Consider the following 20,942-nt stretch of genomic DNA (forward strand, 5'->3'; position numbering starts at 1 on the left):
ATCCCACGGTGGCCCTTCGACGTCTACGACGACGAGAACCCCGCAGGAATTGACACCACGCTATGGGACTCACCCCGGCGGGTGGCGCGACCGCAAGCGGCATCCTTCTGCACGCTCTTCACGGCCCGGCGACGCTGGGGAGGAGTCCAGCCGGCGCGGTTCTGGCGCCCCACGAACTCCGCAGACTCGCCCCTACTCCACAGGATTCGGGGCAGAAAGTGCGAGGTTCGCGCGAATCTGCGGACTTCGCGCGAACCAGACGAACTTCGCGCGCGCCAGACGGATGCCGCGCGCGAGACGGAGGCCGCGAACCAGACGGATGCTACGCGTCAGCGCTTGTAGTTCGGGGCCTCGACGACGATCTGCACGTCGTGCGGGTGCGACTCCTTGAGGCCGGCAGAAGTGATTCGGACGAACTTGCCCTTGGCCTTGAGCTCCTCGACCGTGCGGGCACCGACATAGAACATGGACTGCCGCAGGCCACCGACGAGCTGGTAGGCGACTGCCGCGAGCGGACCGCGGTAGGCGACCTGCCCCTCGATGCCTTCGGGGATGAGCTTGTCGTCGGTGGGGACGTCGGCCTGGAAGTAGCGGTCCTTCGAGTACGAGGTCTTCTTGCCGCGCGTCTGCAGCGCGCCGAGCGATCCCATGCCCCGGTACTGCTTGAACTGCTTGCCGCCCTGGAAGACGATCTCGCCCGGGGCTTCGTCGGTGCCGGCGAACAGCGACCCGATCATGACCGAGTCCGCGCCCGCGACCAGGGCCTTGGCGATGTCGCCCGAGTACTGCAGGCCACCGTCGGCGATGACCGGAACCCCGGCCTCGCGCGCAGCCTGGAAGGCCTCGTAGATCGCAGTGATCTGCGGAACGCCGACGCCGGCGACAATGCGGGTCGTGCAGATCGACCCGGGTCCCACGCCGACCTTCACGGCATCCACCCCGGCGTCGATGAGTGCTTGCGCGCCTTCACGGGTCGCGACGTTGCCGCCGATGATGTCGATGCCGGCGAATGACGGATCAGCCTTGAGCCGTCGCACGATGTCGATGACGCCCGCCGACTGACCGTTGGCGGTGTCGACCACGAGAACATCCACCCCGACATCCCGCAGCGCCTCGGCGCGTTCCCACGCGTCGCCGAAGAACCCGATCGCAGCACCCACGCGCAGGCGGCCGTGCTCATCCTTGGTGGCAAGCGGGTACTTCTCGCTCTTATCGAAGTCCTTGATGGTGATCAGGCCAGCGAGCTTGCCGTTATCGTCGATGAGCGGGAGCTTCTCGACGCGATGCTTGGCGAAGGTGGCGATGACATCGTTCGCGCCGATCCCGACGGGAGCCGTGATGAGACCCTCGCTGGTCATGACGTCCTTGACGAAGGTGGTCTTGCGCTCGAAGCCCGACACGAACCGCATGTCGCGGTTGGTGACGATGCCGACGAGCGTCCCGTCGTCGTCGACGACGGGGAGGCCCGAGATGCGGTAGGTCGCGCACATCGCGTCGACCTCTTCGATCGTGGCGTCGGGAGTCGTGGTCACGGGGTCGGAGATCATGCCCGACTCGCTGCGCTTGACCCGGTCGACCTGCGAGGCCTGATCTTCGATCGAGAGGTTCCGGTGCAGGATGCCGAGGCCGCCCTCCCGGGCGACGGCGATCGCCATTCGCGCCTCGGTGACCGTGTCCATCGCGCTGGAAATGAGCGGAATCGCGACGGTGATGCGGCGCGTCACGCGCGAGGACGTGTCTGCCTCACTCGGGATGACGTCGGTGTGACCCGGCAGCAGAAGTACGTCGTCATAGGTGAGTCCGACGAATCCGAACGGGTCGTGAGTGTCCATGCTTCTCCTGCGGTCGCGAGCCTTATGGAGAATTCTACGTTCGCGGGCGCGCGGACATTCCCGAGCGGGGCCTGCGGCTGGCTCCGCAACGGATTGGGATCGTTCTCATCCGAATATGCCCCGGAAACACCGCGGACACATTACGCTCGTACGGTCGTCTATCACGGTCGAAGCGACTTCCTCGGCCGTTGCCGTCCGGGAGGTCTGAGTGCCACATCCGAATGCCCCAGCCAGGACGACGCGGAATCGCCTCGGCGTATTTCTCGCGTTGGCACTGACCCTCGTGGGCCTTCTCGCCCTGCCGACTGCCGCTCACGCCGCGGACGACGATCCCTACCGCATCAGCGGGAATGTGCAGCTCGAGGGTGAGCCGCTCGAGGGCGTCGAACTGACGGTGGACGGCCCCGGCGGCGAGCAAACGGTCGAGACGGATGCCGACGGGCAGTGGGCGGTGGGGGTTCCTGAGCGCAATGCCGACTACACCGTGACACTCAACGAAGACACCCTCCCCGAGGGCATTGCGGTGATCGACGAGACGGGCGAAGACACCTCTCCCAACGTCCGCGAGGTCACGGTCGGGCCCGGCGGCCGCGTGACGACGAACTTCTTCATCGGCGAGGGCGAGCGGAACACCACCGGGTTCGTCGACCAGCTCGTGGAGCGCCTGGTCAATGGCGTCAACTTCGGTTTGATGCTGGCGCTGGCCGCGATCGGTCTCTCGCTGGTCTATGGCACGACGGGGATCTCGAACTTCGCCCACGGCGAGATGGTGACGTTCGGGGCGCTGATAGCGCTGCTGTTCGCCGTGGGGTTGAGTCTGCCGCTGCTGGTGGCCGTCCCGCTGGCGGTGATCGTTTCGGGGGCGTTCGGGTACGCGATGGATGCCGGTCTCTGGCGTCCCCTGCGCCGAAGGGGCCTCGGCGTCGTGCAGCTCATGATCGTCTCGATCGGCCTCTCGCTCGCCCTGCGCTATATCTTCCAGATGTTCGTCGGCGGTGGCACGCTGCAGCTGCCGAATCCCCTGTCGGGCGTCATCCCCCTGCCCGGGTCGATCGTGCTGACCTGGATGGATCTGGTCAGCATGCTGATCTCGGTCGTCGTGATCATCATCTTCGCGCTGTGGCTCACGCGCAGCCGGATCGGTCGCGCGACCCGGGCGGTCTCTGACAACCCGTCCCTGGCAGCGGCATCCGGAATCGACGTGGACGGGATCGTCCGGATCGTCTGGATCCTCGCGGCGGCGCTTGCCGGCCTGTCCGGTGTCCTGTGGGCCTACTTCCGCCCCGGTATCAAGTGGGACATGGGAACCAGCATCCTGCTGCTGCTGTTCGCGGCTGTCGTGCTCGGCGGCCTCGGTACGGCACTGGGCGCCCTCGTCGGATCTCTGATCGTCGGCATCCTGGTCGAAACGACAAGCCTGTTCGGGGTTCCCGACGACCTCAAATACGTGGGCGCGCTGGTCGTCCTGATCCTGATCCTCCTCTTCCGACCGCAGGGCATCCTGGGTCGAAAAGAGCGAGTGGGCTGAAGGGGGCACGACGATGGACTTCGGTCAGATCCTGAACAACACGCTGAGCCAGATCCTCAGCCCCACCACCTTCGGCTTCGCTCTGGCGGCGATCGGCCTGTCGATCCACTTCGGCTTCGCGGGCCTGCTGAACATGGGTGTCGCCGGCTTCATGGCCGTCGGAGCCTACGGTTTCGCGATCTCGATCCTGACGTTCGGACTGCCCTGGTGGCTGGCCGCGCTCGTCGGGTTCGTGCTCGCCGCCGTGTTCGCGCTGATTCTCGGCATCCCGACGCTGCGGCTTCGCGGCGACTACCTCGCGATCGTGACGATCGCCGCAGCCGAGGTCGTGCGCCTGCTGTTCCTGTCGACCGCCTATAAGGACGTCACGGGCTCCGCCGACGGGCTGTTCGGCTTTCAGGCGGAGTTCCGGGCGGCAAACCCGCTCCCGCAGGGCACCTATGGATTCGGCCCGTGGACCTACACGAGCGACCAGTGGTGGGTGATCATCATCGGCGTCGCGCTGACCGCGGTCGCGGTGCTGTTCACCTGGTCGCTGATGCGGAGTCCCTGGGGACGCGTCATCAAGGGCATCCGTGAAGACGAGGATGCCGTGCGGTCCCTGGGTAAGAACGTGTTCTCGTTCAAGATGCAGGCCCTCGTCATCGGTGGCGTCATCATCGCGGCGGGCGGCATCGTCACCGCGATGGGAACCAACGTCAACCCCAACGTCTATGTGACCTCCCAGACCTTCTTCATCTGGACGGCGCTCCTGCTGGGTGGGGCCGCCACGATCTTCGGCCCGGTGCTCGGCGCTGTGCTGTTCTGGGTTGTGCGAGCGTTCCTCTCCAACCTCCTTCCCGCGCTGGTGGATGCCGGACTCCTGCCCTTCCTCTCGCGCGAGCAGGCACAGCAGTCGGTCTTCGTCCTGATCGGGGTCGCTCTGATGCTGCTGATCATCTTCCGCCCGCAGGGGATCCTCGGGAACAAGAAGGAGCTGAGCTTTGTCCGATGAGCCGCTCGCGCCGGTAGCGCGTCCCAAGACGACTGGCCTTCATGAGGGTGAGATCCGCCCCGGTGTCGCCAAGGTCGACCCGATCATCGTCGCGGACGGTGTCAAGCGCACGTTCGGCGGCCTGACCGCCGTGGATGTCGAGCATCTCGAGATCCCGCGGAATGCCATCACCGCTCTCATCGGACCCAACGGTGCCGGAAAGACGACGTTCTTCAACCTGCTGACCGGCTTCGACAAGCCCGACGAGGGGTCCTGGAAGTTCGATGGCACAGCCCTTGCGGGAGTTCCCGCGTTCAAGGTGTCGCGGATGGGTGCGGTGCGCACGTTCCAGCTGACCAAGGCGCTGGGCCTTCTGACCGTGCTCGAGAACATGAAGCTCGGTGCGACGGAGCAGCGCGGCGAGAGCTTCTTCGCGTCGCTGTTCCCGTTCCTGTGGCGAAAGCAGGATGTCGAGATCGAAGAGCGCGCCCGCGTGCTGCTGAAGAAGTTCAAGCTCGACGCGAAGGAGTCCGACTTCGCGGCGAGCCTCTCGGGTGGGCAGCGCAAGCTCCTCGAAATGGCCCGCGCACTCATGAGCTCGCCGCAGTTCGTCATGCTCGATGAGCCGATGGCGGGTGTGAACCCCGCTCTCACGCAGTCACTGCTGGATCACATCCTCGACCTGAAGGACGAGGGCATGACGGTGCTGTTCGTCGAGCACGACATGCACATGGTCCGTCACATCGCCGACTGGGTCGTCGTGATGGCCGAGGGCAAGATCGTCGCCGAGGGTCCGCCCGACACGGTCATGCAGAACCCCGCGGTGATCGATGCCTACCTCGGCTCGCATCAGGATGTCGACCTCGGCGTTGTCACCGGGCGCGTGCCCGGCGAACTCAACACCGCCGCCATCGAGTTGCAGCAGGAGGTTCAGGAGTTCGACGAGGCCATCGAAAAGTCGCATCACCACCAGTCGGATGCCGCCCCCGGCACATCGCGAGAGCCGGGCGAGGGCACCGGGACGGAGAAGTCATGACCGATGCAGCCGCCACCGACGAGCGTCCCCCCGTCCGTGAGGGCACGCCGGTCGTCCTGGTCGACGAGGTTCACGCCGGATATCTGCCCGGGGTGAACATCCTCAACGGCGCGACCCTGACCGCCTGGGACGGCGAGCTCATCGGCATCATCGGCCCGAACGGCGCCGGCAAGTCCACGCTGCTGAAGGCGATCTTCGGTCAGGTGAAGGTACGCCAGGGCGACATTTCGCTCAACGGCGAGAAGATCACGGGCCTCAAGGCGAACAAGCTCGTCGCCAAGGGCGTCGGGTTCGTCCCGCAGACCAACAACGTCTTCCCGAGCCTCACGATCGCCGAGAACCTGCAGATGGGTCTGTTCCAGCGCCCCAAGCTCTACACCGAACGCCTGGAGTTCGTCACCGGCATCTTCGCGGAGCTCGGCAAGCGGCTGAACCAGCGCGCCGGGTCGCTGTCGGGCGGTGAGCGCCAGATGGTGGCGATGAGTCGTGCTCTCATGATGGATCCTGCCGTCATCCTGCTCGACGAGCCCTCGGCGGGCCTGTCCCCCGCCCGGCAGGATGACGCGTTCCTGCGGGTCTCGGAGATCAACAAGGCCGGGGTGACGACGATCATGGTCGAGCAGAACGCTCGCCGGTGCCTGCAGATCTGCGACCGCGGCTATGTGCTCGATCAGGGCAAGGATGCCTACACCGGCACCGGCCGTGAGCTGCTCAACGACCCGAAGGTCATCGGCCTCTACCTCGGCACCCTCGGCGCCTAGCCCCGCGCCGCGGCATCCCTCGCTCCCGCGGGACCCCCCCGCCTCGAGGCGCGAACCCACACCGTCGCGCGCGAACCCACACCTCTTCACCCCCGAAACCTGTGGGCTCAGCACGGATGCTGTGGGTTCGGCACCTCACACCGGCCCGTCACCCCCGCACGATGCCCGCACCATGCCTCGAGGCATCCACCTCCCCACCCACTCGCGAACCCACACCTTCGTGCGCGAGCCCACACCTTCCGACGCAGGAATCGTGTGGGGTCAGCACGGATGCTGTGGGTTCGGCGCGCAGCTCGGCCGGTCGCACGGATGCCGCACACAACGGAAGCGGGGCCCCGACCCGAAGGTCGGAGCCCCGCTCGCTAGCCGTGAGGCTTACTGGTATGCGACGTAGTCGTTGTCGGCGGTGTACTCGTAGATGCCGATCGACGCCTCGGTGGGGTCGCCCACGTCGTCGAACGTGACCGGACCGGAGATGCCGTTGTAGTCAGCGACTCCGCCGCCATTGATGATCTCGGCGCACTCGGCGAACGAGGTGCAGGCAGTACCGTCGCCCGAACCGCCGGACACTTCCTGCAGCTTGTCGGCGATCGCTGCGCCGTCGGTCGAACCGGCGGCCAGAGCAGCGAGCGCGAGCAGGATGACGGCGTCGTAGGACTCGGCGGCGTAGCTGAACTCGGTCAGCTCGTCGTTGCCCTCGTCGGTCCAGAAGGTCTGGAGCGAGTCGGTGAAGTCCGTGATCGTGTCGATCGACAGGCCGGGGAGGGTTCCCTTGGCGCCTTCGAGCGAACCGCCCACGTCGATGCCGTTGGTGCCGAAGTTGGCGAGGTTGCCGTCCACGAAGTACAGCTTGTCGGCAGGCACGCCCGCTGCGAACAGCTCGGGCAGCATCGTCTTGACCTCTTCGAACGTGATCAGGGCGATCGCGTCGGGGTTGGCGGCGACGACCTCCGAAATCTGGGCCGAGAAGTTCGTGTCGCCCGTGTTGTAGGTGGGCTCCGCGACGACGGTGCCGCCGGCGGCTTCGAACGCGTCCTTGACGAAGCTCGCGAGGCCGGTGCCGTACGAGTCGTTGAGGACGATCATGCCCAGGGTCTGCGCACCCGACTCGGCGATCAGGTTTCCGAGCACCTCACCCTGCAGGGTGTCAGACGGCGCCGTGCGGAAGTAGAGGCCGTTGTCGTCGTAGGTCGAGAATGCAGCCGAGGTATTGGCGGGCGAGAACTGGATGACGCCGGCGCCGACCACCTGGTCGATGAACTGCAGCGAGGTGCCCGATGAGGCAGCACCGATGATCGCGGAGACGCCCTCGTTGAGAAGACGCGGGATCTCGGTCTCGTAGGCCTTGTTGTCGGTGTCACCCGAATCGCCCTGGATCATCTCGATGGTCACGCCCGCGTTTGCGGCGTTGACCTCGGATGCGGCGTACTCGGTACCCGCGATTTCCGGCGGGCCGAGGAAGGCCAGGTTGCCGGTCACGGGCAGCGCCGTGCCGATCTTGAGGTCGAGGGATTCGCCCGCGGGCTCGCTGGTACCGTTCCCGCCGCCAGAGTCGCCGGCGCAACCCGCCAGGAAGACCGCGCTGACACCGACCACGGCGATACCGCCGAGGATCGAGCCGGCGCGGGATCGTGTGAAGACGCCCATGATGCTCCTTGCTGTGAATGGATGCGGGTCGCCAAAGAGCCCGCACAGTGCCAATAACTTATCCGCGGACTGGTCTCGCGTGTGTTGCGGTGCGTTAACGATGTGTAACGCCGTCAAATCGTTACCTGGCGCCGGTATCCGTCGCGATCGACGGCGCGGGAATGCCGGGGATGGGCGTATCGTTGAGATGCATACCCCTCAGGGGTATCAAGATAGCCGTACTCTCACGGGAAGAACCCGCCATGACAAACCACGAATACGTCGTCACCGGAATGACCTGCGGCCACTGCGAGCACGCCGTGCGCGACGAGGTCTCGCGAATCCCGGGCGTATCCGCGGTCGAGGTCAGCGCTGCAACCGGCCTCCTGACGTCACCGCCGAGACCCTCGACGACACTGCAGTGCTGACCGCCGTCGACGAGGCCGGCTACCAGGCCGCGCGACGGTGACGACAGCCGCACCTGCCGGCGGGGGCAGCTCAGCACCGATCGAGCTTCAGATCGGTGGGATGACGTGCGCCTCGTGCGCCGCGCGTATCGAGAAGCGACTGAACCGGATGCCGGGGGTGTCGGCATCCGTCAACTACGCCACCGAGAAAGCCGTCGTCCGAATCGATGACGTCCCGGCGAACGCGAACGAGTCGCGCGCCGATGCTGCAGCCCTCATCGCCGAGGTCGAACGCACCGGGTACACGGCCACAGTGCCCGCGCCGCCGGTGCCCGAGACCGACGAGCCGGCGACCGATCCCGAGCTCGCCTCGCTGCGCCAGCGCCTGATCGGGGCGGCGGTGCTGTCGGTGCCGGTGATCCTGCTCGCAATGATCCCCGCGCTGCAGTTCACCTACTGGCAGTGGGCATCGCTGGCGCTTGCCTCACCCGTCGTCGTGTGGGCTGCGTGGCCGTTCCACCGCGCCACGGCGATCAATCTGCGCCACGGCGCTGTCACCATGGACACTCTCGTCTCGATGGGGGTCTCGGCCGCCTACCTGTGGTCGCTGTACGCGCTGTTCTTCGGCGGCGCCGGGATGCCGGGAATGACCCACGGCTTCACGTGGATCGCGCAGCCGGGCGAAGCCGGAAACACGATCTACCTCGAGGTTGCCGCGGGAGTCACGACCTTCCTGCTGCTCGGTCGCTACCTGGAGGTGCGCGCGAAGCGGCGCGCGAGCCAGGCAGTTCGGGCACTGCTGGAGGTCGGCGCAAAGGATGCCGCGCTGCTTCGCGGTGGCGCGGAGGTGCGGGTCCCTGTCGCTCAGCTTCGCGTCGGCGACGAATTCGTCGTGCGCCCCGGCGAGCGCATCGCGACCGACGGGGTTGTCGTGTCGGGGACCTCGGCCGTGGACACCTCGACGATCACGGGCGAGTCGGTTCCCGTCGAGGTCAGCGAGGGTGACGCGGTCGTGGGCGCGACGGTCAACGTCGGGGGCCGTCTCGTGGTGCGCGCCACGCGCGTGGGCGAGCAGACGCAGCTGGCGCAAATGGCGCGCCTGGTGGAACAGGCTCAGGCTGGCAAGGCCGAGGTACAGCGACTGGCCGACCGCGTCGCGGGGGTGTTCGTGCCGATCGTCATCGTGATCGCCGTCGGGACTCTCGTGACCTGGCTGCTGCTCGGCGGAGGCACGGCGTTGGCGCTGACGGCGGCGATCGCCGTGCTGATCATCGCCTGCCCGTGCGCACTGGGACTGGCGACACCGACAGCCCTCCTGGTCGGCAGCGGCCGCGGCGCGCAGCTCGGCATCCTGATCAAGGGGCCGCAGATTCTGGAGTCGACCCGGCGCGTCGACACTGTCGTGCTCGACAAGACCGGAACCGTGACCGAGGGCCGGATGACGCTCGTGGACGTGCTGCCCGTGCCGGGCGAGGATGCCGCCGAGGTGCTGCGTCTGGCCGGTGCGGTGGAGTCTGCATCCGAGCACCCGATCGCCCGGGCGATCGCGGGTTCCGCGGCGGCCGGGGGCCCGCTTCCCGAGGTGGAGTCGTTCTCGTCCGTAGCGGGGCGGGGTGCGACGGGGGTCGTCGAAGGCCACGCCGTCGCGGTCGGATCGCTGGGCTTGCTCGCCGAGTGGTCGGTGCACCCGGATGCCGAGATCACGGCATCCATCGAGCGCGCCGGCGCGAACGGGACGACCGCCGTTGTCGTCGCATGGGATGGGAAGGCTCGCGGCATCCTCACCGTCGCGGACTCGGTGAAGCCCTCGAGCACTGCCGCCGTCGCCCGGCTGCGCGAGCTCGGGCTGGAGCCGATCCTGCTCACCGGTGACCACGACGCCGTGGCGCGTCGCGTGGCAGATGAGGTCGGCATCCGCGAGGTCATCGCCGGGGTGCTGCCCGCCGAGAAGGCCGCGCAGATCGAGGCGCTTCAGGCGCGCAGCCGAGTCGTGGCAATGGTGGGCGACGGCGTCAACGACGCGGCGGCGCTCGCGCAGGCCGACCTCGGTATCGCGATGGGCACGGGAACTGACGCCGCCATCGAGGCCTCCGACCTGACGCTTGTGCGCGGAGACCTCCTGGGCGCGGTCGACGCCATCCGGCTGTCGCGGGCGACGCTGCGCACGATCCGTGGGAACCTCTTCTGGGCGTTCGCCTACAACGTGGCGGCGATTCCGCTGGCTGCCCTCGGGCTCCTGAACCCCATGATCGCCGGTGCGGCGATGGCGGCATCCAGCGTCTTCGTCGTCGGCAACAGCCTGCGGCTCCGCCGCTTCCAGAGCATTGACCCGGCTGTCGGATCCCGCACCACACCCAACGAACGGAGCCCGCGATGAGCGACACCCTGGAGACGACCCCGCACGGGGCGACGGATGCCGAGCATGATGCCCACGGGCCGGCGGGCCATCACGGGTATATCGGCGACAAACAGCGCTACCTGAACCGGCTGAAGCGCATCGAGGGGCAGGCTCGCGGCATCCGTTCGATGGTGGAAGACGAGAAGTACTGCATCGACATCCTCACCCAGATCAGTGCCACCACCGCCGCGCTGGAGTCTGTCGCGCTCGGCCTTCTCGAAGACCACCTGCGCCATTGCGTCGTGGATGCCGCGAGGCAGGGCGACGAGCAGGCCGAGGAGAAGATCCGCGAAGCCTCGGCAGCCATCGCCCGCTTCGTGCGCTGACGCACGCTGGCGCCACTCACCCGTTCGGCTGCCCCCCGCCGCCATTCACCCGTTCGGCTGTCACAGACTGTCGCTCGCGGGCGACGGATGCTGCAGTCTGTGACAGCGGAACGGCGGGGTCGGCGCGGCGGCGCGGGCACGGGGGCGCCGCGGCGCGGGAGCGCGAGGCGGGCGGATCAGCTGTATTCGGCGACGTCGCTGACCCCGCGGGCGCGTCGCGCGAACACGACCGAGTCGACGGTCAGCACCGCGAGCGCCACCCACACGAGCGCGAAGCCGACCCAACGCTCGGGCGGCATCGGCTCGCCGAGGATCCAGGCCCCCGTGATGAACTGCATGATCGGCGCGATGAACTGCAGCAGCCCAACGACGGTGAGCGGCACACGCCGCGCCCCGGCGGCGAACAGCAGCAACGGCACGGCTGTCGCGGCGCCCGCGAGACTCACCAGCACAACATGCCAGAAACCGTATGCTCCGACGGAGAGACCAGTCGTCAGTGACGTGACCACCAGCAGCACGATCGCGAGCGGTGTGAGCCACGCCGACTCGAGGGTGAGGCCGCTGACGGCATCCACCGAGGGCCCGATCCGCTTCTTGATCAGTCCGTAGATGCTGAAGGATGCCGCGAGCGTCAGCGCCACCCACGGGACCGTGCCGTAGCCAACGATCGTGACGATGACAGCGATGCCCGCGATCGCGATCGCGATCCACTGCGTCAAGCGCAGCCGCTCGCGCAGCACGAGTACGCCCAGCAGCACCGTGGCGATCGGGTTGATGAAGTAGCCGAGGCTCGTCTCGATGACGTGACCCGACAGGGTCGCGAGGATGAACACCTGCCAGTTGACGTAGATGACAGCTCCGGCCAGCGCCGTCCAGCCGAGCAGCCGTGGCTGACGCACGATCGCGAGAAACGGCCGCCAGGCGCGCATGACGGCGAGCAGGAAGATGCAGAAGACGAGGGAGAGCAGGATGCGCCAGCCGACCAGCTCCCAGCCGGTGATCGGCGCCAGCAGGATGAAGTAGAGCGGCAGGAATCCCCAGAGGAAGTACGCCGAGAACGCGAAGATGCCGCCGACGAGCCGCTCGCGTGCAGCCTCTGCCGGCGCTTCCCGGGCCAGGTGCGCGGCATCCGATCCGGCGATCTCTGCCGCCCCAGATGCCGGAATGTCACCGGTCGCGGGCGCCGAGCCCCCATCTCCCGGAACCGATTCGCGCGCCACTCACTCAGCCTAGGGCGCGCCGGCGACCCTGCGGCGCGCGTCTGTCGCGCAGCCGCAGTGTCCTCCGGCCGAGTCTCGGCAGATTCCTGCCACGCCCCGCTGCGCGTGCTGCGCCCTGCCCAGCTTGCTGAACCCACACTTCCGTCGCCGAGCCCACAGGGTTCCGCGCGTGAATCGTGTGGGCTCGGCCGCGGTGCTGTGGGCTCGCGGGGATGGGGAACACAAAAAACAGACGGGGCCCGGATGCCGCAGCATCCGAGCCCCGTCGAAGAGTTGTCGACTCAGCGGACGACGACCGCCAGCACGTCGCGAGCCGAGAGCACCAGGTACTCGTCGGCGCCGAACTTCACTTCGGTCCCGCCGTACTTGCTGTAGATGACGCGGTCACCGACGGCGACGTCGAGCGGAACGCGGTTGCCGTTGTCATCGATACGACCGGGTCCGACTGCGACGACCTCGCCCTCCTGGGGCTTCTCCTTCGCGGTGTCGGGAATGACCAGACCACTCGAGGTGGTCTGCTCGGCCTCGACCTGCTTGATGACGATGCGGTCCTCGAGCGGCTTGATGGAAACCGACACGGGTCTACCTCTGCTTTCCTTGAGATACCAAGACTCGTTAGCAACCTCACACCGAGAGTGCTAACGCAAGTGTATTGAAGCTCTGGCACTCACGCAACGCGAGTGCCAATCCGGATGCCGTGACTTCAGCGCCCCCGCGCCCGACCGGCGACGCCCGATCCACCGGCGATGAGAGTCCTGTCATGCACGCAAACTTAACCTGGTATATGAATCATCTTTCAGTTACCGTGAGTGCCGTGCGATGACGCACCTCGGCATCCGCTCGCTGGAGAGGGATGCCCGTGCTCCGACCGGGACGACCGTGCGATGGCGCCCGGGGCGATGGCCGGGGCGCCGACGAAGGGATGACGCATGTTCTCTCGTGTCCGAAAGCGCGCAATCGGCGCGCTCCTGGCGGCCGGCTTGGCGGTGGCGGGCCTGGCCGTCGCAGCTCCCGCCGCTCAGGCGATCACCTGTCCCCCGGGATTCGAGACCCTGCCCGGCTGCACGAACGGCGGCGGTGGATCGGGTGGCGGCTCGACCGGCGGCACCGGCACGTGGACGACCGAGACGATCGCCGGGATGTCGGTGCGCCTGTACACCCCGACGACGGCTGCCGCCCTGCCTTCCGGTCGCGCGCTGATGATCTCGCTCCACGGATGCGTGCAGAAGGCATCCGATCTGCAGTCCGCGGGCAACTGGGCACAGACTGCTGACGAGTACGGCATGATCGTCGCGCTGCCGGATGCCCCGAACGGCGGAGTCATCCTCGGCTGCTGGGACTACTACGACGCGAATCACTCGCGCAGCGCGCCATCGCGCCACGACGACAACCTGCTTTCGCTGGCCTCGACACTCACCGCCCGCACGAGCCTCGATATCGACGCCGACCAGGTGTACGTCTCGGGACTTTCGTCCGGCGGCGGGCAGACGATGGTCATGGGATGCCTCGCGCCTGACGTGTTCGCCGGCATGGGCATCAACGCCGGACCGACGGTGGGCACCACCTCCGGTCAGATCTCGTCGGTGGCGGTCTCGAAGAACCAAGGAGTATCGACGTGCACGGGCTTCGCCAGCTCGGCATCAGGCGCCTTCGACACGCAGCTGACCTCGGTCGTCTACGGCAGCAATGACTCGACTGTCGCGCCCGGGTACAACACGCTGAACGGTCAGATCATGGCTGACATCTACGACGCCGATCAGACCTCGAGCTTCGGCCTGTCGGGCCTTGCCGGCACCAACACGTCGGGTTCGGGGACGCTGTACTCGGATGCCGAAGGGCCTCGGGTCTCCGTCATCCAGAACACCGGGCTCGGCCACAACTGGCCAGCCGGTGCGGGATCGGGCGGCTCGTACATCAGCGCGAACAGCATCGACTACCCGGCTTACGTGACGGAGTTCTTCTTCGACAACAACCGCCGCGTCGACCGGTCAGGCGAGCCGACACCCACACCGACACCAACCGGAACGCCGACACCGACACCGACGGTCACTCCTTCGCCGACGCCGACAGTCCCGCCGAGCGACTGCGTGACCGCAACGAACGCCGCCCACAAGGCTGCGGGGCGGGCCACCTCCTACGGGGTGAACCCCTACAACCCGTATTACGCGATCGGAACCCAGGACTACCTCGGTCTCGGCGACGCCACCGTGACGAGTCTGCAGCGCATCTCGGCATCCTCCTGGGATCTCGTAAGCAGCTGCAGCTGACACGGATGCCGCGTGCAGCGCCCGCACCTAGGGTGGATGGATGGACATCGCCGAGGTGCGGGCGCTGCTGACGCCGGCGGGGCTCGACCTGCTGAACAGCCTCGGTCCGGTCTCCTCCAGCGACGAGGTGGCGCGCATCGTCTCACGGCTGCGTAGCGCCGGCCACTCCCCCGATCTGGTGTCGGCAGTGGTCACCCAGGCGCGGCTTCGGGAGCGGGCGCGGTCGAAGTTCGGCGACTTCGCGGGACGGATGCTGTTCACCCGCGCCGGTCTCGAGCAGGCGACACGCCTGTCGGTGGCAGCCCATCACGCCGGGCGGTTCCGTCGCGCGGGAATCGAGCACGTCGCAGACCTCGGCTGCGGGATCGGCGGTGATGCGCTGGCTCTGGCAAGTCTCGGCATCCGTGTCGGCGCCATCGACGCCGACGAGGTGACCGCGGCCCTCGCGACCGTCAATCTCGCACCGTTCGGGGCCGCGGTCACCGTGCGCCACGGGCTCGCTCAGGAGCAGGATCTCAGCGGGGTCGAGGCTGTCTGGCTTGACCCCGCCCGGCGCGAGGCGGGCGGGACGGGACGCGCGCGCGCTGACGACTGGTCGCCGCCGCTGGAGTGGGTCTTCGAACTCACCAGCCGGCTGCCGGCCGGTATAAAGCTCGGGCCGGGACTCGATCGTGATCGCATCCCCGACGGATACGAGGCGCAGTGGGTCAGTGCCGACGGCTCGACGATCGAGCTCGTGCTGTGGTCGGGCGCGCTCGCGCGCGAGGGCGTGACGCGGTCGGCGCTGATCCTGCGCGGGCAGCACGCCGCCGAGCTCACGGCGCCCGCAGACAGCGAGGACGAGCCGGTGCGCACGCTCGGACAGTTCATCCACGAACCCGACGGGGCAGTCATCCGTGCCCGGCTCATCGGACAGGTTGCGAGGTCGCTTCGGGCGGGGATGCTGGCGGAGAAGATCGCGTACCTCACCGGGGATGACGCGGTCACGAGCCCCTTCGTGCAGAGCTTCCGCGTGCGCGAGGTGCTCCCGGCCGACACGAAGAAGCTCGCGAGGGCGCTGAAGGAGCGCGATATCGGCATCCTCGAGATCAAGAAGCGGGGAGTGGATGTCGATCCCGCCGCCCTCCGTCAGAGCCTCAAGCTGAAGGGTGAGGAATCCGCGACCCTCATCATGACCCGTGTCGGGGGCTCCCGCGTCGCGATCCTTGCCGACCGCGTTCCGCCCGCCCCCTGACCTGACCTCTCGGCGGGCGACCCCTCCCGTTCGGTCGCGCCGTCCTGCGACATCCAGCCCACCCGACCCACAACACGGCGCGACCGAATCCACCGGGCCCGGGCCCTGGCCGGAGTCAGGTCAGCACGGCCCAGGCGTAGAGAAGCCAGCCGGCGCTGTAGAGGATCGACACACCGCCGAGCACGATAGCCCACACGGCGACGCGCCTGCTGTCCCGCGGATGCCGCAGCGCCATGATGCCCGCGACGATCGCGACGATCCCGATGACAAAGCCCCACCCGACGAACAGCGAGACAGCAAGGCCCACGATCGCGAACCCCAGGGCCCACCCCGCGAACCCCCGGTCGAAGCTCGCGGGCTCGACGGGTCCGGCATCCGGTTCCCACCCCGGGTGGTCCGGCGACGGGTCGGGGCCGCTGAGTGTGGTCGGCACATCGACCGGGGCCGTCGGAAACCGCGAGAACCCCCGAGAACGATCAGTCATCCTGCCTCCCCCGCGACCTGGATGTCGGTGATCGGCAGGGTCGAGTCGGCCCCGAAAGCCATCGTCGACGGGGCACGCCCGGCCATGATCAGTTCCGAGGCGAGCGCCGCGATCATTGCCCCATTATCGGTGCACAGCGACAGCGGCGGAATCCGCACCGTCACACCAGCCGCAGCGGCGCGCTCCAGCGCGACCTCGCGCAACCGCCGGTTCGCGATGACTCCGCCGCCCAGCAGCAGCCGCGGAACGCCGTAGTCAGCGCACGCGGCCAGCGCTTTGGTGACGAGCACATCGACGACGGCCTCTCGGAAGGATGCCGCGACATCCGCTGTCGAGACGGGCTGGCCTGCGGCATCCTGCTGTTCGATCCAGCGCGCGACGGCGGTCTTCAGCCCCGAGAACGAGAAGTCGTAGCGGTGCTCGGCCAGGTCGCTCGCCCGCGAGAGCCCCCGCGGGAAACGGATCGCGTTCGGGTCCCCCGGTCGCGTCCCGCCGTTCCCGTCAGATCCGGATGCCGCGGCCCGGTCGATCTCGGGTCCCCCGGGGTAGGGCAGGCCGAGGATGCGGGCAATCTTGTCGAAGGCCTCGCCGGCGGCGTCATCCACGGTCTCGCCGAGCAACTCGACGTCGCTCGTGAGATCGCGGACGAGCAGGAGCGACGTGTGCCCGCCCGAGACCAGCAGCGCGATCGTCGGGTACTCCAGCGGCTCCGCGTCAGCGTCGAGGAGGTCTGCCGCGATGTGGCCCACGAGGTGGTTGACGGCATAGAGCGGCTTGTCGAGCGCAACGGCGAGCGCCTTCGCGGCGCCGACGCCGACCATGAGCGCCCCCGCGAGCCCCGGACCCGAGGTGACGGCGACGGCATCGATGTCGCCGAGCTGGACCTGCGCCTCGGCGAGCGCCGCTTCGATCGTCGGTTGCAGCGCCTCGAGGTGTGCGCGCGCGGCGACCTCGGGGACTACTCCGCCATAGCGGGCGTGTTCGTCCATGCTCGAGGCGATCGTGTTCGAGAGCAGTGTGCGCCCGCGCACGATGCCGATGCCGGTCTCGTCGCAACTGGTCTCGATTCCGAGGACGAGCGGTTCGGCGGCGCTCATGTGCACACTCCCCCGGATGCGACGGCGGTGGGTTCATTTCCGGCGGCCTCGCGACGCGCCGCATCCCACCCCACGAGGTCGAGCTGCATGATGATCGCGTCCACATCGTCGGGCTGGTAATAGCGCGGGCGACGCCCGGTCTCGATGAAGCCCTCGCGGCGATACAGGCCCTGGGCTACCGGGTTGTCGTCGCGCACTTCGAGGAAGACGGTCCGTGCGCCCGCGTTGCGGGCGCACTCGAGAAGCGCGGCGAGCAGCATCCGTCCGCGGCCTGTGCCTCGCTCGGCGGCATCGAGCGCGATGGTCTGAATGTCGGCATCAGCTGCCCCTCGCACTGCGCGCACCCCGCCGTAGCCGATGACCCGCCCCGCCTCTTCGACCACCAGGTATGAGCCATGCGGCGAGGCGAGTTCGCCGGCCATCATCGCCTCTGACCACGCGTCGGAGGGAAACGAGGCCCGCTCGATTGCCATGATCGCGGCGAGGTCGTCGGCGGTTGCGGGGCGGATGCTCATACGCCCACCTTCTTCGGCCCGGCGGATATCGTCACGTCGGGCGAGCGCAGGTAGAGCGCGTCACGGGGGCCGACCTCGCGCCCCGCCGCGAGCGACCGCGCGGCGACCAGTGCGACCATGGCCGCCGAAACCGCCGTCGTGTCGCGGCGCTCCGCACCAAGCCCGGCGAGCACGGTATCGATCTCGTCGCGCGGGGTGAGCGCGGGTTCGGTAACCCGGACCGGCAACCCGTCGTCATCCATGCCGTCGTAGACCGTGTAGGCCAACTCTCGGCGGCGTGCGTCGGTGACGATCGCGAAACGCTCGGCATCCGTCTCACCGGCGAGGGCCTGATCGAGCAGGATGCCGAGGGCTGCGGCGTCGTGGCTGACCACCGGGACCACGGGGATGCCGCGCCCGAGCGCAAAGGTGCGGGCTGCTGCGATGCCGACGCGCAGGCCGGTGAACGGGCCGGGGCCCATACCCGCCGCTACCGCCGTGATCTCTAGACGCTCACCGGGTGTGCCGGCACCGGCGTGCCCGAGGGGTGCGTCGGCGCGCGCCGTGCCGAGCACGGTCTGGAGCAGCTCGCCGATGACTTCGGCGTGCCCGAGGGGGTTCGCGCTCGAGGCCTCGGCAAGCACCACACCGTCGGCCTCGACGACCGCGACCGCGGTGCCGACCGAGGTATCGATGCCGAGAATCACCTATCCAGGGTATCCGCGCCCGGGCACCCGGCAGCTGCGTGCCGTTTGCAGGCTCACTTGCCGCCGCGGGCGTGTTTTAAGCGCGTGGCACCTGATTCATCCTGTGTTCGGCCCGGACGTGCCCGCCCGCGCGGTGGCGGGGGCGCATTGCCCGCGGCCCGACGAGCCCGCGGGCCCCGCCGTCTCTGCCCCACGTGTGCGGCTGAACGATGCATGAGCTGCACATCAATGCGCCGCGCATGCACAGAAGTGCCGCACACGTGGGATCAGCGCGCGAACCAGCGCCGAGCCCCGACCGATCAGGAGGGCTCGCGACGGATGCTGACAAGGCGCGGCGCGTCGGCGGCGAGGTCTTCCGTAGCCCGCGAGTACGTGCCGCAGGCGGTGTCGACGCCCGTACCATGCCACTCGCGCTGCAGCTCGACATCCCACCAGTGATCGCGCAGGCCCGACACCATCCCGCGCCCCCACTCGACCACGACGACCGAGCCGTCGTAGTCGATGTCGAGGTCATCGAGCTCTGCCGCAGATCCCAGGCGGTAGGCGTCAACGTGCACCAGTGGCGCCCCGCCGACGAGCGACGGGTGGGTCCGCGCGAGCACGAAGGTCGGACTCTGGATGGGGCCGCGCACGCCGAGCCCCTCGCCGATCCCGCGGGTGAGGGTCGTCTTGCCGGCGCCGAGGACCCCGGTGAGCACGACGAGGTCGCCCGGATGCAGCATCCGTCCCATCTGCACCCCGAGGGCGTGCATGTCGGCGGGGCTCGTGATCTCCCGGTCGCCGATCAGGGCATCCAAGCCGCTCACGACGACACCTGCCGCCGCGGCACGCGCGGACCGATCCGGGTCACGATCTCATAGTTGATCGTGTCGGCGGCGCGCGCCCAGTCGTCGGCGGACGGGACGCCGAGCGTCGGGTCGCCGAACAGCACTGCCTCGTCGCCCACCGCCACCGGATGGTCACCGACATCCACGACGAACTGATCCATGGCGACGCGTCCGGCTACCGAGAACGGCTTGCCGCCGATCCAGACCGGCCCCCGCCCGGAGGCGTTTCGCGGCACCCCGTCGGCGTACCCGATCGGGATGAGCGCAAGGGTGCTCTCGCGCTCGGTGCGGTGCTGATACCCGTACGAAACGCCGTGTCCGGCATCCACGCGGCGCACCGCGGCGACTGCCGCGCGCAGTGTCATCGCGGGGCGCAGGCCCACATCCGCGGAGCTGCGGTCGGCGAACGGCGAGAGGCCGTAAATCCCGATACCCAGCCGCACGCATCCGAGCCGCGTTTCGGGCAGGGCGATCGCGGCGTGGGTGGCAGCGAGGTGGCGAAGCGGCGGCGCGAGACCGAGCGCTGCCGCCGAACCCGCGGCATCCAGGAACACGCGCAGCGCCGCGCGGTCGTCCTCGGCGCTCGTGTTCGAGAGGTGGCTGAACAGTCCGATCACCCGCAGCTTGCCGATGCGCTCAAGCCGCGCGGCCTCGGCGAAGACGACACCGTAGTCAGCCGGCGCGACGCCGTTGCGCCCGAGCCCGGTCTCAAGCTTGAGGTGCACACCGACGGGCCGGTCGACTGACGCCGCGGCCGAGGCCTGCTGCAGCTGGTCGAAACTCGAGATGCCCAGCTCGATGCCAGCCCTGGCAGCTTCGCGGAACGAGGTGCCGGGCGCATGTAGCCACGCGACGATCGGGGCGGTGATACCCGCCCGGCGCAGGGCGAGTGCCTCGGTGATGTCTGAGACGCCGATCCGCGTCGCACCGCCCGCCAGCGCCGCGACGGCGGACCGCGTCGCGCCGTGGCCATACCCGTCGGCCTTCACGACGGCGATGACCTCGGAGTTCGTCATCCGTCGCAGGTGCTGCACATTCGCGGCGATCGCTGCGACATCGACGGATGCCTCGCGCAGCGTCCCCTCCGGCAATCTCGACCCCGGCATCACGCTCATGCCGTTCCCTCCTGGTCCTCGACCGCTTCCGCGAACTCAGCCCCTGTCGCCGAACCCACACCTTCCGCGTCAGCCCACACCTTTTCCGCGGGGGATGCTGTGGATTCGGCACCGGGCGTGTGGGTTCGCGCCCGCGGCTCGGCAGCGGACTCCGCGATGACGTAGGCGGTCGCCAGGTGCGCGTCATGAGACATCGACAGGTGCAGGGTCGTGATCGACCGCGCGGCGATGACCTCGGCGGTTGACCCGGTGAGGCTGAACCAGGGGCGACCGGATGCCTCGGGCGTGACCTCGATCTCGGTCCAGTGCACGCCGTCCGACCCGCCGAGGGCCTTGATGAGCGCTTCCTTCGCGGCGTAGCGGGCAGCCAGAGACCGTGGTTTCAGCATCCGTTCAGCCGGCGAGAAGAGCCGTGTGAGCAGCTTCGGGGTGCGCGCTATCGTCCGTTCGAAGCGTTCGATGTCGACCAGGTCGACGCCGATCCCGACGATCATGGGCTCTCCTCAGCCGGCGGCGGTGACGGATGCCGCAGCATCCGCCACCCTATCGCTGGCTGGTATCAGGCGCTGGCTGGTATCAGGCGCTGGCTGGTATCAGGCGCTGGCTGGTA

General features: G+C 68.4%; 19 protein-coding genes and 2 pseudogenes. 10 read left to right on the top strand and 11 right to left on the bottom strand.

The window, feature by feature from the left end; genetic code table 11:
• A partial coding sequence (locus LL236_RS02325) for a hypothetical protein (RefSeq protein ID WP_228177191.1) occupies positions 1-342 on the top strand: 342 nt, incomplete at its 5' end.
• On the opposite strand, the gene guaB is transcribed toward LL236_RS02325, so the two are convergent.
• A complete protein-coding gene (guaB, locus tag LL236_RS02330) occupies positions 330-1,832 on the bottom strand; it encodes an IMP dehydrogenase (protein ID WP_228177192.1) in 1,503 nt (500 codons plus the stop codon). The genes LL236_RS02325 and guaB overlap by 13 nt on opposite strands.
• A 208-nt stretch (positions 1,833-2,040) precedes the next feature.
• Here guaB and LL236_RS02335 point away from each other — a divergent pair, with 208 nt between their 5' ends.
• Genes LL236_RS02335 through LL236_RS02350 form a run of 4 tightly spaced genes read left to right on the top strand, consistent with a single transcriptional unit; the run spans position 2,041 to position 6,130 of the window.
• Positions 2,041-3,360, top strand: coding sequence for a branched-chain amino acid ABC transporter permease (locus LL236_RS02335; protein ID WP_228177193.1), 1,320 nt, complete (start codon positions 2,041-2,043; stop codon positions 3,358-3,360).
• A gap of 13 nt (positions 3,361-3,373) precedes the next feature.
• Positions 3,374-4,354 carry a branched-chain amino acid ABC transporter permease gene (locus LL236_RS02340; RefSeq protein ID WP_228177194.1) on the top strand — a complete coding sequence of 327 codons (981 nt, stop codon included), beginning with the start codon at positions 3,374-3,376 and terminating at the stop codon, positions 4,352-4,354.
• On the top strand, positions 4,344-5,369 hold the full coding sequence (locus LL236_RS02345; protein ID WP_228177195.1) for an ABC transporter ATP-binding protein: 1,026 nt from the start codon (positions 4,344-4,346) through the stop codon (positions 5,367-5,369). The genes LL236_RS02340 and LL236_RS02345 overlap by 11 nt, the downstream gene beginning before the upstream one ends.
• On the top strand, positions 5,366-6,130 hold the full coding sequence (locus LL236_RS02350) for an ABC transporter ATP-binding protein (RefSeq protein WP_228177196.1): 765 nt from the start codon (positions 5,366-5,368) through the stop codon (positions 6,128-6,130). Before LL236_RS02345 ends, LL236_RS02350 begins: the two co-directional genes overlap by 4 nt.
• Positions 6,131-6,505: 375 nt before the next feature.
• Here the strand turns inward: LL236_RS02350 and LL236_RS02355 are convergent, their stop codons facing one another.
• Positions 6,506-7,777: an ABC transporter substrate-binding protein gene (locus LL236_RS02355; RefSeq protein ID WP_228177197.1), complete on the bottom strand. Its 1,272-nt coding sequence runs from the start codon at positions 7,775-7,777 to the stop codon at positions 6,506-6,508.
• A 242-nt stretch (positions 7,778-8,019) separates the two neighbouring features.
• Between LL236_RS02355 and LL236_RS02360 the strand changes: the two are divergent.
• The 3 genes and pseudogenes from LL236_RS02360 to LL236_RS02370 all read left to right on the top strand — a co-directional run bounded on the left by LL236_RS02360 (position 8,020) and on the right by LL236_RS02370 (position 10,887).
• Positions 8,020-8,225: pseudogene (locus LL236_RS02360) on the top strand (heavy-metal-associated domain-containing protein).
• Positions 8,222-10,540: a heavy metal translocating P-type ATPase gene (locus LL236_RS02365; protein ID WP_308017237.1), complete on the top strand. Its 2,319-nt coding sequence runs from the start codon at positions 8,222-8,224 to the stop codon at positions 10,538-10,540. Before LL236_RS02360 ends, LL236_RS02365 begins: the two are co-directional and overlap by 4 nt.
• Positions 10,537-10,887: a metal-sensitive transcriptional regulator gene (locus tag LL236_RS02370; protein WP_228177198.1), complete on the top strand. Its 351-nt coding sequence runs from the start codon at positions 10,537-10,539 to the stop codon at positions 10,885-10,887. The genes LL236_RS02365 and LL236_RS02370 overlap by 4 nt, the downstream gene beginning before the upstream one ends.
• Positions 10,888-11,063: 176 nt before the next feature.
• Here the strand turns inward: LL236_RS02370 and rarD are convergent, their stop codons facing one another.
• Both rarD and groES read right to left on the bottom strand, forming a co-directional pair.
• On the bottom strand, positions 11,064-12,029 hold the full coding sequence (gene rarD, locus LL236_RS02375; protein WP_374197997.1) for an EamA family transporter RarD: 966 nt from the start codon (positions 12,027-12,029) through the stop codon (positions 11,064-11,066).
• 359 nt (positions 12,030-12,388) lie between these two features.
• A complete protein-coding gene (gene groES, locus LL236_RS02380; protein ID WP_228177199.1) occupies positions 12,389-12,685 on the bottom strand; it encodes a co-chaperone GroES in 297 nt (98 codons plus the stop codon).
• Positions 12,686-13,036: 351 nt separating this feature from the next.
• On the opposite strand from groES, the gene LL236_RS02385 reads away from it, so the two are divergent.
• Positions 13,037-14,374, top strand: a complete 1,338-nt coding sequence (locus LL236_RS02385; RefSeq protein WP_228177200.1) for an extracellular catalytic domain type 1 short-chain-length polyhydroxyalkanoate depolymerase — start codon at positions 13,037-13,039, stop codon at positions 14,372-14,374.
• 40 nt (positions 14,375-14,414) lie between these two features.
• Positions 14,415-15,608 (top strand): class I SAM-dependent methyltransferase, encoded by a 1,194-nt coding sequence (locus LL236_RS02390; RefSeq protein ID WP_228177201.1) that lies wholly within the window; start codon positions 14,415-14,417, stop codon positions 15,606-15,608.
• 115 nt (positions 15,609-15,723) lie between these two features.
• On the opposite strand, the gene LL236_RS02395 is transcribed toward LL236_RS02390, so the two are convergent.
• The 7 genes and pseudogenes from LL236_RS02395 to LL236_RS02425 all read right to left on the bottom strand — a co-directional run.
• Entirely contained in the window at positions 15,724-16,092 is a 369-nt protein-coding gene (locus LL236_RS02395) for a DUF4190 domain-containing protein (protein WP_228177202.1), read from the bottom strand.
• On the bottom strand, positions 16,089-17,189 hold the full coding sequence (gene tsaD / locus LL236_RS02400) for a tRNA (adenosine(37)-N6)-threonylcarbamoyltransferase complex transferase subunit TsaD (protein ID WP_228177203.1): 1,101 nt from the start codon (positions 17,187-17,189) through the stop codon (positions 16,089-16,091). The genes LL236_RS02395 and tsaD overlap by 4 nt, the downstream gene beginning before the upstream one ends.
• Positions 17,186-17,704, bottom strand: coding sequence for a ribosomal protein S18-alanine N-acetyltransferase (gene rimI, locus LL236_RS02405; protein ID WP_228177204.1), 519 nt, complete (start codon positions 17,702-17,704; stop codon positions 17,186-17,188). The genes tsaD and rimI overlap by 4 nt, the downstream gene beginning before the upstream one ends.
• Positions 17,701-18,390, bottom strand: a complete 690-nt coding sequence (gene tsaB / locus LL236_RS02410; protein WP_228177205.1) for a tRNA (adenosine(37)-N6)-threonylcarbamoyltransferase complex dimerization subunit type 1 TsaB — start codon at positions 18,388-18,390, stop codon at positions 17,701-17,703. Before tsaB ends, rimI begins: the two co-directional genes overlap by 4 nt.
• 299 nt (positions 18,391-18,689) lie before the next feature.
• Positions 18,690-19,196, bottom strand: a complete 507-nt coding sequence (gene tsaE / locus LL236_RS02415) for a tRNA (adenosine(37)-N6)-threonylcarbamoyltransferase complex ATPase subunit type 1 TsaE (RefSeq protein ID WP_228177206.1) — start codon at positions 19,194-19,196, stop codon at positions 18,690-18,692.
• A complete protein-coding gene (alr, locus tag LL236_RS02420) occupies positions 19,193-20,332 on the bottom strand; it encodes an alanine racemase (protein ID WP_228177207.1) in 1,140 nt (379 codons plus the stop codon). Before alr ends, tsaE begins: the two co-directional genes overlap by 4 nt.
• A 140-nt stretch (positions 20,333-20,472) precedes the next feature.
• Positions 20,473-20,826, bottom strand: a pseudogene (locus tag LL236_RS02425) (holo-ACP synthase); the annotation flags it as partial.
• Positions 20,827-20,942: the final 116 nt, after the last annotated feature.

The organism is Microbacterium schleiferi, from assembly GCF_020781975.1.
Taxonomy (GTDB): Bacteria; Actinomycetota; Actinomycetes; order Actinomycetales; family Microbacteriaceae; genus Microbacterium.